General features: G+C 69.2%; 15 protein-coding genes and 5 pseudogenes. 9 read left to right on the top strand and 11 right to left on the bottom strand.

Annotation, left to right across the window (positions count from 1 at the left end; translation table 11 throughout):
* Positions 1-17: 17 nt before the first annotated feature.
* From QUE79_RS16795 to nadE, 3 genes are read left to right on the top strand one after another with little or no spacing between them, the layout of a single operon-like run.
* Positions 18-869: a methyltransferase domain-containing protein gene (locus QUE79_RS16795; protein ID WP_286344060.1), complete on the top strand. Its 852-nt coding sequence runs from the start codon at positions 18-20 to the stop codon at positions 867-869.
* Between the two features lie 29 nt (positions 870-898).
* The gene (locus tag QUE79_RS16790) at positions 899-1,501 is read left to right on the top strand and encodes a TMEM175 family protein (protein WP_286344059.1); all 603 of its coding nucleotides are present in this window, start codon (positions 899-901) and stop codon (positions 1,499-1,501) included.
* A 10-nt stretch (positions 1,502-1,511) separates the two neighbouring features.
* Positions 1,512-2,342: an NAD(+) synthase gene (gene nadE, locus QUE79_RS16785; RefSeq protein WP_286344058.1), complete on the top strand. Its 831-nt coding sequence runs from the start codon at positions 1,512-1,514 to the stop codon at positions 2,340-2,342.
* Between the two features lie 53 nt (positions 2,343-2,395).
* Here the strand turns inward: nadE and QUE79_RS16780 are convergent, their stop codons facing one another.
* Entirely contained in the window at positions 2,396-3,052 is a 657-nt protein-coding gene (locus QUE79_RS16780; protein ID WP_286344057.1) for a 4a-hydroxytetrahydrobiopterin dehydratase, read from the bottom strand.
* Between the two features lie 87 nt (positions 3,053-3,139).
* Between QUE79_RS16780 and QUE79_RS16775 the strand changes: the two are divergent.
* The 3 genes and pseudogenes from QUE79_RS16775 to QUE79_RS16765 all read left to right on the top strand — a co-directional run bounded on the left by QUE79_RS16775 (position 3,140) and on the right by QUE79_RS16765 (position 5,179).
* Positions 3,140-3,501: pseudogene (locus tag QUE79_RS16775) on the top strand (GntR family transcriptional regulator).
* Positions 3,498-4,409: an ABC transporter ATP-binding protein gene (locus tag QUE79_RS16770; RefSeq protein ID WP_286344056.1), complete on the top strand. Its 912-nt coding sequence runs from the start codon at positions 3,498-3,500 to the stop codon at positions 4,407-4,409. Before QUE79_RS16775 ends, QUE79_RS16770 begins: the two are co-directional and overlap by 4 nt.
* Entirely contained in the window at positions 4,406-5,179 is a 774-nt protein-coding gene (locus QUE79_RS16765) for a hypothetical protein (RefSeq protein WP_286344055.1), read from the top strand. Before QUE79_RS16770 ends, QUE79_RS16765 begins: the two co-directional genes overlap by 4 nt.
* A 64-nt stretch (positions 5,180-5,243) precedes the next feature.
* Here the strand turns inward: QUE79_RS16765 and QUE79_RS16760 are convergent, their stop codons facing one another.
* From QUE79_RS16760 to QUE79_RS16750, 3 genes and pseudogenes are all read right to left on the bottom strand, one after another.
* Entirely contained in the window at positions 5,244-6,674 is a 1,431-nt protein-coding gene (locus tag QUE79_RS16760) for an MFS transporter (protein ID WP_286344054.1), read from the bottom strand.
* Positions 6,675-6,744: 70 nt separating this feature from the next.
* A pseudogene (locus QUE79_RS16755) lies at positions 6,745-7,770 on the bottom strand (M20/M25/M40 family metallo-hydrolase); the annotation flags it as partial.
* A 241-nt stretch (positions 7,771-8,011) separates the two neighbouring features.
* Positions 8,012-8,496, bottom strand: a pseudogene (locus QUE79_RS16750) (glutathione peroxidase).
* Positions 8,497-8,561: 65 nt separating this feature from the next.
* Between QUE79_RS16750 and QUE79_RS16745 the strand changes: the two are divergent.
* A complete protein-coding gene (locus tag QUE79_RS16745; RefSeq protein WP_286344053.1) occupies positions 8,562-9,119 on the top strand; it encodes a gamma carbonic anhydrase family protein in 558 nt (185 codons plus the stop codon).
* A gap of 18 nt (positions 9,120-9,137) precedes the next feature.
* Here the strand turns inward: QUE79_RS16745 and QUE79_RS16740 are convergent, their stop codons facing one another.
* On the bottom strand, positions 9,138-10,580 hold the full coding sequence (locus QUE79_RS16740) for an amino acid permease (protein ID WP_286346760.1): 1,443 nt from the start codon (positions 10,578-10,580) through the stop codon (positions 9,138-9,140).
* Between the two features lie 248 nt (positions 10,581-10,828).
* Between QUE79_RS16740 and QUE79_RS16735 the strand changes: the two genes are divergently transcribed.
* Complete coding sequence (locus QUE79_RS16735) at positions 10,829-11,065, top strand: hypothetical protein (protein WP_286344052.1); 237 nt, start codon at positions 10,829-10,831, stop codon at positions 11,063-11,065.
* A 97-nt stretch (positions 11,066-11,162) separates the two neighbouring features.
* Here the strand turns inward: QUE79_RS16735 and QUE79_RS16730 are convergent, their stop codons facing one another.
* Complete coding sequence (locus QUE79_RS16730; RefSeq protein WP_286344051.1) at positions 11,163-11,345, bottom strand: hypothetical protein; 183 nt, start codon at positions 11,343-11,345, stop codon at positions 11,163-11,165.
* A gap of 112 nt (positions 11,346-11,457) precedes the next feature.
* Here QUE79_RS16730 and QUE79_RS16720 point away from each other — a divergent pair.
* Positions 11,458-12,604, top strand: a pseudogene (locus QUE79_RS16720) (SLC13 family permease).
* A gap of 45 nt (positions 12,605-12,649) precedes the next feature.
* On the opposite strand, the gene QUE79_RS16715 reads toward QUE79_RS16720, so the two are convergent.
* The 5 genes and pseudogenes from QUE79_RS16715 to QUE79_RS16695 all read right to left on the bottom strand — a co-directional run bounded on the left by QUE79_RS16715 (position 12,650) and on the right by QUE79_RS16695 (position 15,310).
* On the bottom strand, positions 12,650-13,357 hold the full coding sequence (locus tag QUE79_RS16715) for an alpha/beta fold hydrolase (protein WP_286344049.1): 708 nt from the start codon (positions 13,355-13,357) through the stop codon (positions 12,650-12,652).
* A 28-nt stretch (positions 13,358-13,385) separates the two neighbouring features.
* Entirely contained in the window at positions 13,386-13,811 is a 426-nt protein-coding gene (locus QUE79_RS16710) for a sugar phosphate isomerase/epimerase family protein (protein WP_286344048.1), read from the bottom strand.
* A 53-nt stretch (positions 13,812-13,864) separates the two neighbouring features.
* Positions 13,865-14,113: pseudogene (locus QUE79_RS16705) on the bottom strand (sugar phosphate isomerase/epimerase); the annotation flags it as partial.
* A 229-nt stretch (positions 14,114-14,342) separates the two neighbouring features.
* Positions 14,343-14,894, bottom strand: a complete 552-nt coding sequence (locus QUE79_RS16700) for a magnesium transporter CorA family protein (RefSeq protein ID WP_286344047.1) — start codon at positions 14,892-14,894, stop codon at positions 14,343-14,345.
* Positions 14,849-15,310, bottom strand: coding sequence for a CorA family divalent cation transporter (locus tag QUE79_RS16695; RefSeq protein ID WP_286344046.1), 462 nt, complete (start codon positions 15,308-15,310; stop codon positions 14,849-14,851). The genes QUE79_RS16700 and QUE79_RS16695 overlap by 46 nt, the downstream gene beginning before the upstream one ends.
* Positions 15,311-15,346: the final 36 nt, after the last annotated feature.

Genomic DNA, 15,346 nt, shown 5'->3' with positions numbered 1-15,346 from the left:
CCAGGGGAGTACTACTGATGCGCTGGAGCCCCTCTCAGTACGACCTGTTCGCCTCCCACCGGGCGACGCCGTTCTTCGACCTCGTCTCCCGGGTGCAGGCCGACTCCCCGCGCCGGGTGGTCGATCTCGGCTGCGGGCCCGGGTCGCTGACGGCGACTCTGGCGGAGCGCTGGCCTGTGGCCGAGGTGGTCGGCATCGACTCGTCGGCCGACATGATCGAGGCCGCCCGACGCGAGGCGGCACGGCCCGACGCGGGGCAGCGCGACGCGGGGCAGCCCGACGCAGACCGGAGCGACGTGGGGCAGGATCCCGCGGGTCGGCTCCGGTTCGAACTCGGCGACATCGTCGGCTGGTCGCCGTCGCCCACGGACGACGTCGTGGTCACCAACGCGGCCCTCCAGTGGGTGCCGGAGCACCGGGCCCTGCTGCCCGGTTGGTTCGACGCCCTCCCCGACGGCGGCTGGTTCGCGATGCAGGTGCCGGGATCCGCCGTGCTGCCGTCTCACGTGATCCTGCGCGAGCTCGCGCTGTCCGCCGCCTGGGCCCCTCTCCTCTCCGACGTGCTGAGGCCCGCCGAGACCGTCGCGGACGCCGGCGACTACCTCGTCGACATGCTCGAGGCCGGACTCGAGGCCCAGGCCTGGGAGACCACGTACCAGCAGCTCTTACCGGGTGCCGATCCGGTGCTGGAATGGGTGCGCGGGACGGCGCTGCGCCCGGTCCTCGCAGCTCTGTCGACCGACGACTCGGCGGCGTTCGAGGCGCAGTACGCGTCCCGGCTTCGCGAGGCGTACCCCGCGACCCGATTCGGAACGGTCTACCCCTTCCGGCGCGTGTTCGCCGTCGGACACAAGCCCGCCGCGCGCTGAGCGCTCGGCGGAGGCACTAGCCTCGACGCATGGCCGCCCCGCGCACATCCCGAGGTCTCGACCGGCTGGTCAATTTCACGGACGCCTCCGTCGCGATCGCGATCACACTGCTGATCCTGCCGCTCGTCGACGTCGCCACCGACATCGCGCACGAGCCCATCGGCAAGCTCCTGCACGAGAATCTCGGCTTGGTGCTCAGCTTCGTCATCACCTTCCTCGTCATCAGTCGTTTCTGGGTCGTGCACCACCGGATCTTCGAGTACGTCGAGTCGTACAGCCGACCGCTCATCGCGGTCAACTTCGTGTGGCTGCTGAGCATCGTCTTCCTGCCGTTCGCCGCGAACGTCCTGTCGCGCGAATCGGGCCCGCCTGGCATCTCCGCGCTCTACATCGGGACGATGCTCGTCGCGACGATCGCAGCCGGCTGCATCGACTGGATCCTCCTCCACGACTCGGAGCTGACCCGCGAGGAGTCGCGAGCCGACCTCCACCTGTCGCCCGCGGTGATCTCGGCCATCCTGATGGCGAGCGCCCTTCTCGTCGCCGTCCTGATCCCGCGGGTCAACCTCTACGCGCTCCTCCTGCTGCTGCTCGCCGGACCGATCCAGTCGCAGTGGGACTCCCGGCACTAGCGTTGACAGCATGAGGCCACTGCAAGCGCACATCGTCGAAGAGCTCCACGTCAGCCCCTCGATCGACCCGGGTGCCGAGATCGAACGCCGGGTCGGCTTCCTGGTCGACTACCTCCGGGCGACGGGCGCGTCGGGGCTCGTCCTGGGGATCAGCGGCGGACAGGACTCGTCGCTCGCCGGGCGGCTCTGCCAGCTGGCCGTCGAGCGCGTGGTCTCCGCGGGCGGCGCCGCGCGATTCGTCGCCGTCCGGCTGCCCTACGCCGTGCAGTCCGACGAAGAGGACGCCGTGCTCGCTCTGTCGTTCATCCGGCCGGAGCAGGTGGTGACCTTCGACATCAAGCAGGCCGTCGACGGATTCCAGGACGAGTACGTCCGAGCCACCGGCGAGCCCATCACCGACTTCAACAAGGGCAATGTCAAGGCACGGTCGCGGATGATCGCGCAGTACGCCGTGGCCGGGCAGAACGGGTTGCTCGTTGTCGGCACCGATCACGCGGCGGAGGCCATCACGGGCTTCTTCACCAAGTTCGGCGACGGCGGCGCCGACGTCCTGCCGCTGACGGGGCTGTCGAAGCGGCAGGGCAAGCAGCTGCTCCAGCATCTCGAGGCCCCCGAACGTCTCTACCTCAAGGCGCCGACGGCCGATCTCCTCGACGACAACCCGGGACAGACCGACGAAGACAACCTCGGTCTCAGCTACACGGTCATCGACGACTACCTCGAGGGGCGCGATGTCGACGAGGCTGCCGCGGAGGCCCTCGAGGCGAGGTACCTCTCGACGCGGCACAAGCGGGAGCTTCCCGTCTCTCCCTTCGACGCCTGGTGGCGCCAGACGGGCTGAACAGGGTCCCGGTGCGGCGGCCCCTCCGCGAACCGTGACGTGAGAGACACGCCCTAAGCCTCTCCGCGGCCCTGCCAGGTCGCGACGCAGGCCTCGTTGCCCTCCGGGTCCGACAGCACCCACCACGCCGGAGCATGGGCGTCGGTGACGAGCCGACCGCCGGCGCCGATCGCCGCGGCGATCCGCGACGCCGCCTGATCCGGCGGAACGGAGACGTCGATGTGGAGACGATTGCGCTCGCTCCGAGGCTCCTCCATCGTCTGGAACCAGATGCCCGGCGCGCGGCCGGCGGGATCGACCAGGTCGGAGTCCCCTTCGGGTTCGTAGCCGAGCAGGGCGGCCCAGAACGGCATGACCGCGTCGCGGTCGAGCGCATCGATGGTGACCTGAACCGTCTCGACGGCGGTGGGATCCGCTACGACGCCGAGTTCGCGGGCGGCCGCTGAGATGGCGCCGGCCAGTTCGGCGTCCTTCGCGGTCAGGCCACCCACCTCGTGCGTGAGGAGCCGGACGGTCACGCCGGAGTAGCGCAGATCGACGTCCGGGTGGTGATCCGCTGCGTCCGCGAGGGCGCCGATCGCGTCGACCAGTCGCACGCCCGAGGCGAACGAGCCGGTCGAGAACCGGGTGACGGCGCCCTCGAAGAGCACGCGCCAGTCGTCGGTTCCCGGGGAGGCGTGAAACGCCTCGGGGCTGATTTCGTCGACCATGACGCGAGTATGCCCCTTGACAGATCGATCCGCACCTGATTGGTTAGTTACACCACTAACGAACCAATGAACAAGAAAGGAGGGCTCATGATCGAAGAAGGCAAGCCGATCTTCGTCCAGATCGCCGAGCAGGTCGAGAACGACATCATCGGCGGCGTCTACCCTCCCGAGACGCAGGTCCCGTCGACCAACGAGTTCGCGGCTTTCTACCGGATCAATCCGGCCACCGCGGGCAAAGGCGTCAATCGCCTCGTCGACGACGGGCTCCTCTACAAGAAGAGGGGATCGGCATGTTCGTCACGGCAGACGCCCGCGAACGCCTGATGGAGCGACGCCGGCAGTCGTTCCGAGACGAATTCGTCACCCCGCTTCTCCGCGAAGCCGAGAAACTCGGCATCGCCCCCGACCAGATCTCCCACATGATCCTCACGGAAGGCATCCGCGCATGACCACTCTGAGCTCGATCGCACCCGCGGTCACGGTCGACGGCCTCACCCGTCGATTCGGTTCGTTCACCGCCGTCGACGACGTCAGCTTCGACGTCTCCGGCAACCACATCTACGGTCTCCTCGGTCGCAACGGCGCCGGCAAGACCACCATCATGCAGCTCCTCACCGGACAGGACTTCGCGACGTCCGGCAGCATCTCGATCTTCGGCGAGAGCCCGGTCGAGAACGCCGACGTCCTCCGCAACGTCTGCTTCATCAAAGAGAGCCAGCGCTACCCCGAAGACTTCACCGTGGCACACGTCTTCCGGAGCGCGCCGTGGTTCTTCGGCAACTGGGACGCTGCCTTCGCCGAGCGGCTCATCGCCGACTTCCGGCTCCCGATGTCGCGCCGGATCAAGAAACTCTCGCGAGGCCAGCTGTCCGCGGTCGGCGTCGTCATCGGCCTCGCCTCCCGCGCACCGCTGACCTTCTTCGACGAGCCGTACCTGGGTCTCGACGCCGTGGCCAGGCAGGTCTTCTACGACCGCCTCCTCGCGGACTTCTCCGAGAACCCGCGCACCGTGATCCTGTCGACCCACCTGATCGACGAGGTGGCCAACGTCCTCGACCACGTCATCGTGATCGACGACGGGCGCGTGATCATGGACGCCGAGGCCGAGGCCCTCCGCGGGGCGGCCGGCACGGTCTCCGGGACGCGGGCGGCCGTCGACCACTTCGCCGAAGGACGAACCGTCCTTCATCGCGACGGGCTCGGCGGCCTCGCGAGCGCCACCCTCGAGACCCTCACCGCGGCCGATCGCGCCGCAGCCGCAGCAGCCGGCCTCGAGGTGTCGAGCGTCTCGCTGCAGCAACTCATCGTTCAGAAGACCGCAAGCACCACCACACGAGAACTGGAGCAGAGCGCATGAGCGCCATCACGCACGGGGCGACCCTGGGCGCCCACCCGGTCAGCGCCGGCCACCGCGTCTGGCGGGTGGTCAGGCTCAACCTCGTCAACACGCGGACGGTCTTCGTCGTCCCCGCGATCGTGATGGGGTCGATCCTGCTCGTCAACGCGGCCATCTGGTACATCATCACGGCGACCACGTCCGGCACCGATCGGGTCGACGCCATGACCGGCACGCAGTACAGCGGCGGCAGCTTCTACATCTTCGTGTTCATGCTGGTCATCGGCGTGCAGGTGGTGACGGCGACGTTCCCGTTCGCACTCGGTCTGAGCGCCACCAGGCGTGACTTCGCGCTCGGTTCGGGGCTGACGTTCGTCCTCCTCGCCGCGGTGTACTCGATCGCCTTCGCCGCCCTGTCCCTCGTCGAGCGGGCGACGGGTGGCTGGTTCCTCGGCGGTCACCTGTTCACCTCCCTCTACTTCGGGGCGAACGTCGGGCAGCGCCTCCTCGTCGTCTTCTTCGGGCTGCTGTTCTGCTTCTTCGTCGGGGCCATGGGCGGAACCCTCTTCATGCGCTGGAGGGCGACCGGCGTGATGCTCGGAGGCGCGGCCCTCGCCGTGGTCGTCCTCGGCGCTCTCGCTGCGGTCTCGTTCAGCGATTCCTGGGGCGCCGTCGGCCGCTCGCTGCTCGCCGCCGGGCCGCTCGGGATCGCCACCTGGTTGCTGGTGCCGATCGCCGTCTGCTCGATCGCGGGATTCACCGTGCTGCGGCGAGCGACGCCCAAGTCGTGACGCCCTACGCCGGGTGGCCGGTGGGTCGGAACGCGCGCGAGCGCGGTTCCGGCCCACCGGCGTCTCACGGGTTCGGGGAGCGTCGCGGCAGGGCCAGCAGGGCCACGGCGGCGGCCAGCGCGGCCGCCGCGCACACGCTCCACACGGTCAGGTAGCCGGAGAGCGGCGCGTGCCCGCTCGACGGATCGGCGATCGATCCCGTCGCCGCCAGCGCGATGGCGAACACGGCCGAGGCGATCGCACCGCCGATCGTCTTCGTCGCATTCGTCATGCCGGTCGCGAATCCGGTCCGGTTCGGTGGCGCGGCCGCAGCCGCAGCCGCCGGAAGCGCCGGCAGGAGAGTTCCCGTGCCGCAGCCGACCACCGCCATGTTCACGAGCGCCTGGAGCGTGCTGTCGTGGAAGGGCAGCCACAGCGCGTAGCCGATCGCGACCACGAGCGCCCCGGCGATCAGCGCGCCACGTTCCCCGAGCAGGCGCGTGCTCACCGGGAACAGCAGCGCTCCGACGGCGAGGAAGATCACGTAGACGCCGATCAGGATCGAGACGAAGCCGGCGGACGCCCCCAGACCGTAGCCGGCCTCGGACGGGTCGGTTCGGGCGAACGTCGACAGCGGGATCTGCGCCCCGAGTACCGACATGCCGATCAGGAAGGCCGTGAGCTGGACGGGCCACTGGCTCGTCCGCGTGAGGAGCCGCACGTCGACGAGGGGTTCGTCGAGACGGCGCTCGTAGCGCGCGAACGGCACGACGGAGGCCAGACCGAAAACGAGCAGGATCCAGGGCGCCGGGCTGGCGGGCCCGAGAACCCGCAGCACGACGAGCCCGGCCATGACGAGTCCGAGCACGACGGTCATCAGCCCCAGCCCCACGGCGTCGAAGCGCTGCGTCGACGTGCCGGGGCGATTCTCGATGCCGAACCACACGACGATCAGGCAGAGAGTGACCACGATGGCGGGGATCGCCAGGACGACGGTGAGCGGGATCGTCCCGACGAGGGCACCCGAGGTCAGGGCGGCCGCGATGACCGCCGCCTCCAGGGCCCCGACCAGGACCGCCGCGGCCCGCCTGGTCAGGAGCGCCTGCCTCCCGGTCTCGGCGGCGCGGCGGTGGACGATCGCGATCTCGAGCGGGAGCCAGACGACGTAGGCCCCCTGCAGGGCGTAGCCGACGAGGAACGTGGAGAACGACGGTGCGAAGGCGATCGCCCAGGATCCTGCCGCCGTGAGCGCGGTCGCCAGGAGCAGGACGTTGCGGTGTCCGATGGTGTCACCCAGCCGGGCCAGGAACGGCACCGCGAGTGCCGAGAGGATCAGCTGCGCGGCTTCGAACCAGTTGACGTCGGAGACGTGCACGCCGAGGTTCGAAGCGACGTCGTTCCACAGGGGAGTGTAGAAGCCCTGCAGGACGCCGCTGGCGAGCTCGACGCAGACGAGGAAGCCGACGACGGCGACGAGCCCGGTCGCGGGTTTCAGGGTGCGGGTCGGTGCGGTCACCGGGGAGCCCTTCGATCAGACGGCGATACCAGTCGATCCCGCGGAGGAAGTCGTCGACCCCGAGGCGCTCGTCGTACGAGTGGATCGCTTCACGCTGCTCCCTGGTCATCCGGAACGGCGCGAAACGGTAGACGCGGTCGCAGATCGCCGTGAAGAAGCGCGAGTCGGTCGCCGCCATCATCACGTAGGGCGACGGGATCGCGTCGGGGAACACCTCGCGCACCGTCGCCTCGATCAGCTCGAACGCCTCGTCGAGCGGTGACACGGGGCTCGGCTCGTTGCGCTCCACGACCTCGATCTCGATCGTGCGGTCGGCGATCGACTGGCGCACGTGCGTCAGGGCGTCCTCGACCGTGTCGCCGATCATGACGCGGATGTTGACGCCGGCGGTGACGCTCGACGCGATGACGTTGTGGGCGGGGGAGCCGGAGAGCGTCGTGAGGGCGAAGGTGGTGCGCGTCATCGCCGCGGCCTCGGGACCGGCGGCGACGAGAGCGCGGGCGACGACGGGGCGCATCCGGCCGGCACCGCTGAAGAGCCGCCGCAGGGGGCGGGACACGTGCGGCGCCATCCGGCCGAGCATCTCGACCGTCGTGTCGACCAGCCGAGCCGGCATGGGCGACGAGTCGAGGTTGGCCAGTGCGCGGGCGACGCGTGCGGTCGGGCCGCGCCGAGCCGGCGTCGACGCGTGGCCGCCTCGGCCGGAAGCGCGCAGCTGGATCGATGTCGTGCCCTTCTCCGCCACGCCGATGACGGCCACCGGTGCGCGGACGCCGGGGAACGCGTCGTGGGCGATGGCCCCGCCCTCGTCGAGCACGAACCAGGGCCGGACTCCGCGACGCGTGAGCTCCGCCACGGCGGCGCGGGCGGATGTCCCGTCGACCTCCTCGTTGCTGCCGAACGACAGCCAGACGTCGCGGTCGGGGACGAATCCCTCCTCGAGCAGGATCTCGACGGCCTCGCAGATCGCGGTGAGGGCGCCTTTGTCGTCGAGCGTGCCGCGACCCCAGATCCGACCGTCGACGACATCCCCTCCGAAGGCCGGGTGGCTCCACGGGTCGCCGTCCGCGACCGGGACGACGTCGAGATGCGCCATGAGCACCAGGGGAGGCTCGGGGACGCGCCGCGCCAGTGGAAAAGGAGGGCGTGCTCGTGGATCCTGCTCACGTCGAGCTCGGCGTGCAACCGGGGGAACTGACGTGCGAGCTCGGCCAGGAACTCGTCGAACAGGCGTCGATCGATCAGGCCCGGGTCGCGATCGGCGACCGTGGGGATCCTGATCAGGGCTTGGAGTTTGGCGACGGCGCGCGGGTCCATTCCCGCATGCTAGCGAAGCTTCAGGCGGAGACCAGCGCCGACTCGATGGCGGAGACGATCTCGGGAGCATCCGGCTCGGTCTTCGGGCGGAAGCGCTTCACCTGACCGTCGGGCGTCACGAGGAACTTCTCGAAGTTCCAGCTCACCCGGCCCGCTTTTCCGGCGGCGTCCGGCGTCTTCTTGAGGGCCGTGTAGAGCGGGTGCTCGGTGCGACCGTTGACCTTGATCTTCTCCATCATCGGGAACGTGACACCCCAGGTAGCCGAGCAGTACTCCTCGATCTTGTCGGCGGTGCCCAGCTCTTGCAAAAACTGATTGCTGGGGAACCCGATCACGGTGAAACCACGGTCGCCGTAGGTCTTCTGAAGGGCTTCGAGCTTCTCGTACTGGGGGCGAGCCCGCAGCGGGAAGCCACGTTCACGACCAGCACGACCTTGTCGGAGAACGCCCCGAAGGTGGTGTCTTCGCCGCGGAGGGTGGTCAACGCGATGTCGTCGAGTGTCATGCCAGAAGCCTAAGACGGTGAGGTGTCACCGACTCCTGCTCTCGGGAAAGTGACAGGCTGAGACCATGACTGCCGACTCCTTCGTCCTGCCCTTCCGGGGAAGCACCCCGACCATCGATCCCACGGCGTTCGTCGCGCCCGGGGCGACGCTGATCGGAGCGGTGACTCTGGCACCCGGGTCGAGCGTGTTCTACGGCGCAGTGCTCCGCGCCGACGTCGACACGATCTCGCTCGGCGAGGGCAGCAACCTTCAGGACAACGTGTCGGTGCACTGCGACTTCGGCAAGCCCACCGCGATCGGCGCGGGCGTGAGCGTCGGGCACGGCGCCGTCATCCACGGCTGCACCATCGAAGACGACGTGCTCGTCGGCATGTCCGCGACGGTGCTCAACAACGCCGTCATCGGGCGCGAGTCGCTCGTCGCCGCCGGAGCCGTGGTGCTCGAGGGCACCGTCGTGCCGCCTCGATCGCTCGTCGCCGGGGTTCCCGCGAAGGTGCGACGGGCGCTCGGCGACGACGAGATCGCGAAACTGCGGGCCAACGCCGAGCTGTACGTGGCGCTGTCCGCCGAGCACCTGGCCGCCTGGGCGGCTCTCCCGGCCGACGAGCCGACAACCGACTAGGACGGCAGCCGCAGGGCTCTACTCGTCGCGCGGCACCTGGTTGGAGGCGTCGCGACCGGTGATCGGGAACGGCCCGGTGACGCCCTCGCGGATCCGGGCGATCTGCAGGATGCGGTCGCGCTGCAGGAACCAGCCCAGGATCAGCAGCGGGATGATGATGACGAGCGAGGCCACCGTGATGCTGCCGATGGGCCAGTCGATCGCCATCAGCACGAGCACCGCGAGCAAGAACGCCAGGGTCACCCAACTCGTGACGGGCGCACCGGGCATCTTGAAGGTCGGGGCCTTGGCCTTGCCCTGCTTGACGAACTGCCGGAACTTCATCTGGCACAGGATGATGGTCGCCCAGGCCGTGACGATGCCGAGGGCCGAGACGTTCAGCACGATCTCGAACGCCTGATCGGGCACGACCGCGTTGAGCCCGACGCCCAGCAGGGTGATCGCCGCAGTGAGCAGGATCCCACCGAAGGGGACACCGCCCTTCGACATCACCGTCGTGAATTTGGGAGCGGAGCCGTTCATGCCCATCGAGTGCAGGACGCGGCCCGTCGAGTACAGGCCCGCGTTGAGGCTCGAGAGCGCCGCGGTGAGCACGACGAAGTTCATGAGTGTGCCGGCGATCTCACCGACCTCCGGGTTGCCGATGCTCGAGAAGAAGGTGACGAACGGGCTCTGACCCGCCTTGTAGGCGGTGTACGGGAGCAGCAGCGACAGCAGCACCAGCGAGCCGACGTAGAAGACGGCGATGCGGATGATGACGGTGTTGATCGCGCGGGGCACGACCTTCTCGGGATTCTGTGTCTCGCCCGAGGCGGTGCCCACGAGTTCGATGGCCGCGTAGGCGAAGACGACGCCCTGGACGATCAGGACGGCGGGCAGCAGGCCCTTGGGCAGGATCCCGCCGTTGTTCTGAAGCACGTGGATGCCGGTCTGGATCGTGTCGCCGCCGTGGTGGACGGGGAACGCCGCCGCCAGCCAGACGATGCCGATGATCAGGAAGACGACGAGGGCCGTGACCTTGATCAGGGCGAACCAGAACTCCATCTCGCCGAACACCTTGACGGCGACGAGGTTGAGCGACAACACCACGGCGAGGGCGATCAGGGCGAGCAGCCACTGCGGGGCCGCCGTGAACGCCTGCCAGTACTTCAGGTAGAGCGCCACCGCGGTCGTGTCGACGATCGCCGTCATCGCCCAGTTGAGGAAGTACATCCAGCCGGCCGCGTAGGCGAACTTCTCGCCGAAGAACTCGCGGGCGTACGAGATGAACGATCCCGACGAGGGGCGGTGCAGGACCAGCTCGCCCAGGGCACGCAGGATGAAGAACGCGAACAGGCCGCAGATCGCGAAGACGATGGCGAGGGCGGGCCCCGCGGTGTTCAGGCGGCCGCCCGCACCCAGGAAGAGCCCGGTGCCGATTGCGCCGCCGATGGCGATCATCTGCAGCTGCCGGGGCTTCAGGCCCTGGTGGTAGCCCTCCTGCTCATGCGAGAAATCTTGCGCGACGTAGCCTTCGGGTGCATCGTCGGGGGCGCTCGGGCCCCCTTTGTGGGGGTCGTCATTGCGGCACGCTAGCGGTCTGGGCCGCTCGCCGCCAGTCGGCATTTCTGCGGCGGCGCGTGCCAGGTCGTGGCGTCGCGGTTGCGCGTTGAGCGAATCGACAGCAAACAACAGGGCTTCCGCAGGGCGAGACGAATAGTTTGGTCGTCGTGACACTCGCACGATTCGAACCCCTCCGTCGCACCGCGGAGATCACCACCCGGGCCCTGACCGACAACCTCACGCAGGTGTCGAACGCCGATCGCGTTCTCGGCTTCGTCCGCACCCAGTGGAACGGCTACGCCGCCCTCCGCGGCACGCATCTCGCCAGCGCGCAGGAGGTGGGCTGCTACGCCACGCACGGCCTCGCTCTCGAGGCCCTCCGGCAGCGGCCCCGCACCATCTGACGCGGATCGATCCGCCGCCGAGCAGTCCGCCGCCGATCGACCGGGACGGCCGGTGCGCTCTCGGGAGCGCAGGCCTCGGGACCGGCGCGACGGGTGCTCAGTCGTCGGCGTGACTGGCGGCGTCTTTGACGTTTCCGACGGCGATGGCCGTCGAAGCCGCCCAGGCCAACCAGAGCAGGGCGAGGCGCCAGTCGCGCGGGCCGGCCTTGGTGGCCCGGAAAGCGCTGATGCCGCTGAAGGCTGCACTGATGATGGCACCGTTGAAGAGGAACTTGCGCACGGGGGACTCCTTGACGTCGTTCCGACCAATTTACGGGACTTTCCCCTCCGCGTTCACCGGATGACCCGGGCCGCGGACACGACAGGGCCGTGGCGTAGTCCACTATGAGAACGTGAAAACAGCCCTCATCGGCGCGGGCCTCGCGGTCGTCGGCGTCGTGGCCGCCCTCGTGGGCGTCCTCTCCCCGCAAGCGCTCCTCGAGCTTCTCGACCGCGTCGCGCCCGTCCTGGGCTTCGTCATCGGCCTCACCATCGTCGCGGACCTCGCCGCCGAGGCGGGCCTGTTCGCCTGGCTGGCCGGAGTCGCCGCCCGGTTCTCCCTCGGACGCGTCTGGGTCCTGTGGCTGCTGGTCGTGATCCTGGCCCTCCTGTGTACGATCTTCCTCTCGCTCGACACCACCGCGGTCCTGCTCACACCCGTCGTGGTCCTCGTCGCCAGACGGGTCGGCGCCTCCCCTTCCCTTCGCCTTCACGACCGTCTGGCTGGCGAACTGCGGATCGATGCTGCTGCCCGTCTCGAACCTGACCAACCTGCTCGCCGTCCACGCGCTGGGGTCGCCGCATCCCCTCGACTTCGCGGCGCTGGTGCTTCCGGCGGCCGCCGTCGCCGTCATCGTGCCTCTGGTCGGCATCGCCGTGCGCTATCGGCGAGAGCTCGCGGCCACCTTCACCCCGGTCCCCGTCGATGCCGCCGCCGACCGGCTGCTGTTCCGGGTGGCCGCGGTGGTCGTGATCCTGCTCGTCCCGGCGCTCGTGTCCGGCATAGCCGTGTGGATTCCGGCGGCCGGCGCGGCGCTGATCCTGGTCGTCGCCTTCTCGGTGCGGCGCCCGGGAGCGCTGCGGCTCACGCTCGTACCGTGGGGAACCCTCCTGTTCGCGTCGGGACTGTTCCTCGTGGTGGCCGCCGCACAGGCGCTGGGGCTCGCCCGCCTGCTGGGGGACGTCGTCGGCACCGGCGACTCGTTCGGCGATCTGCTGCGGCTCTCGGGCGGCGCCGCGCTGTCGGCCAACGTCGCGAACAACCTGCCGGCCTACCTCGCGCTCGAACCGGTCGGCGGGTCTCCGCTGCGGCTCGTCGCCATCCTCGTCGGGGTCAATGTCGGCTGCATCGTCACGCCGTGGGCCTCGCTGGCGACGCTCCTGTGGCACGGCCGGCTCTCCGGGCTGGGCGTCGAGGTGCCCTGGGCGAGATTCGCCCTCGCCGGTCTCGCCATCGCCGTCGTGGCGCTGCCGCTGGCCGTCCTCGCGCTCGTCCGGTAGGCGTCTCGGCGGCGGGCTCCACCGGTCGTGCGAGGGCGCCGCGCGTCAGACGCCCGGCCGGTCGACGGCGTGCAGGATGACGTCGGCGAGATCGGTCGGACGAGTGAACTGGGGCCAGTGGCCGGTTGGCAGATCGACGAACTCGACGTCGTGGATGCGCCCGAGCTCGGCCGTGAAGGCGTGCCCGGAGGCGATCCACTCACGGAGCAGCGACGACGGGAACTCGCAGGCCACCACCGTCGCCGGCACGTCGTACCGCCGGGCGTCGTGGAGCACCTGGGCGTCATGGGCCGGGCCGCGCGGCTCCGGGATCGCCCGAGCGCGGAACTCGGCGCGCAGGACCTCGTCGAGATCGGCGAGGTCCGCCACGTCGAACGACGACCAGGGCGGCAACGGGATCTCTCCGCCGATGACCGGAAGCTCGTCGTTGACGCAGTCTCCGTCCCCGGTCGGACCGCAGTCGACGTAGACGGCCCGGCGGACGCGATCCGGACGCGCGTCGACGACGCCGTGAATCGTCGCACCGCCGCCCGAGTGACCGACCAGCACGACGCCGACCCGAAGCGAGTCGACCAGCGCTGTCACGGCGTCGACGTGGTCGCGGAGCGAGATGGAGCTGCGATCCGCGCCGGCCGATTCGAGCCCGGGAAGCGTCACCGGATGCACGCGGTGCCCGGCCGCGACCAGCGGTGGCGTGACCTCGGCCCACGACGACCCGTCGAGCCAGAACCCGGGAACCATCACGATGTCCATGCGCCGACCCTAAAGGATGTGTCCCCGGTCACCCCGGGCGGTGGGCCCGGAGCCGACGCACGGGCGGCACGGACAGCGCCTCCCGGGCGAAGGAGAGCGTCTCGCGCAGCATGTCGAGTCGCGCCTCCGGCGATCCCGCCTTCTTGGTGTTCACCTCGGCGACGACGGACCCCGACCACTCGCGCGCGGCGAGCTCGCGGAGCACGGCCCGCACCGGCTCGGCGCCGTGTCCCGGCACGAGATGCTCGTCGAAGATGCCTCCGTCGTCGGAGACCCGGGAACCGTCGCAGAGATGCACGTGCCGCAGCCGGCCGTCGAGGGCCCTCGCGAGTTCGAGCGAGTCACGCCCCGAGAGGGAGGCGTGCGAGAAGTCGAGGGTGGCCGCGTCGCAGTCGAGCGAGGAGGGATCCCAGCCGGGGAGTACATCTTCATGGACCGTCCGGCGATCTTCCACGGGAACATGTTCTCGATGGCGATGTCGACGCCGTACCGCTCGCTGACCGCGCGAACGATGTCGAGGAACTGGTCGGCGTAGCCGGACTGCCAGCGGAACGGCGGATGGGCCACCACGGTGCGAGCTCCGGTAGCGACCGCGAGCTCGGCGGACCGCTCGAGCTTGACGCGCGGATCCCGCCCCCAGACGAAGTGCGTGAGGAGGAGGACCGGAGCGTGGATCGAGAGGATCGGCTGGCCGTACGTCGACGACAGCTCGGTCAGCCGAGCGGCGCGATGGGTGGACGAATCGTTGGTCACCATCACCTCGACGCCGTCGAAGCCTACCTCGGCCGCCAATCGGAAGGCCGGGTCGAGGCCCAGCGGAAAGGCGCAGGAAGTGCTCATGCCGACGCTGATCATGGCGCCGAGGCTAGACGTCGAGGGTTGCTCAGCCGTGAACGCGTCGCGACGGCTCGAGGCCCGTTCGGTTACGGTCGCCCGCTCTCCATCGGCGATCGAACGCCTCTCGGTGCGCTGCGCGGGCGCGGTGTCACAGCCAGTCTCGTCTCTTGAAGCTTACGTACAGGATGAGCCCGCCGACGACGATGGCCGCGCAGGAGACCGCGAAACCCCAACCCGCCCCGTAACCCGGGAACGGGATGTTCTGCCCGAAGAACCCGGTGATCGCCGTCGGCACCGCGATGATGGCCGCCCAACTGGTCACCTTCTTCATCACGAGGTTCATGCGATTGCTCTGGATGCTGAGATTGGTGTCGAGGATCGTCGACACGAGGTCGCGCAGGCTGTCCGTCTGCTCGATCACGCGCAGCACGTGGTCGTAGACGTCCTGGAAGTACGGCCCCATGTCGGGCGCGAACTTCGAGTCGTCCCGTCGGAGCAGCGTGTTCAGGATCTCGCGCATCGGGTTCACCAGGCGGCGCAGCGTCACGAGGCTCTTCCGCAGCGTGAACGAGCGCTTCTGGATCTCCATCGTCTGCTGCCGCACGTCGAACAGGCCCTCCTCGAGCCCGTCGATGGCGTCGTCCAGCCGGTCGGTCACGTCGTAGTGGTTGTCGACGATCCGGTCGAGGAGCCCCCACACCAGGAAGGCGACCCCTTGGACGCCAGGTCTTTGTTGTCGTCCCAGGTCTTCCGGAGCAGATCGACGTCGAAGTCGTCGTCGTGGATCGTCACCAGGGCCCGCCGGGTGATGAACGCCTTCACCTCCCGGGCCGACAGCTCGCCGGAGGTCTCGTCGAATCCGGTGTCGTACATCACGGCGAAGAGGAAGTTCTCGTACCGGTCGAGCTTCGGGCGCTGCCCCTTCTCGAGGGCGTCCTCGATGGCGAGCTCGTGAAGCCCCATCTCGTCGCCGACCTTGTCCATGTCGGCCTGCGTCGGCGACACGAAGTCGACCCAGATCATGCAGTCGCCTCCTTCGAGGTAGTCGCTGACGTCGTCGAGCGGGAAGTCTTCGCCGACGAGAGAGCCGTCCTTGTAGGCGCGGGTGCGATGCATGGGGCTGATCGTATCCGCGTCACCAGGGCGCAGGAT

Origin of the sequence: Frondihabitans sucicola (assembly GCF_030296615.1) — a bacterium.
Lineage (GTDB): Bacteria > Actinomycetota > Actinomycetes > Actinomycetales > Microbacteriaceae > Frondihabitans > Frondihabitans sucicola.
This window is presented reverse-complemented; position numbering and strand designations above follow the sequence as displayed.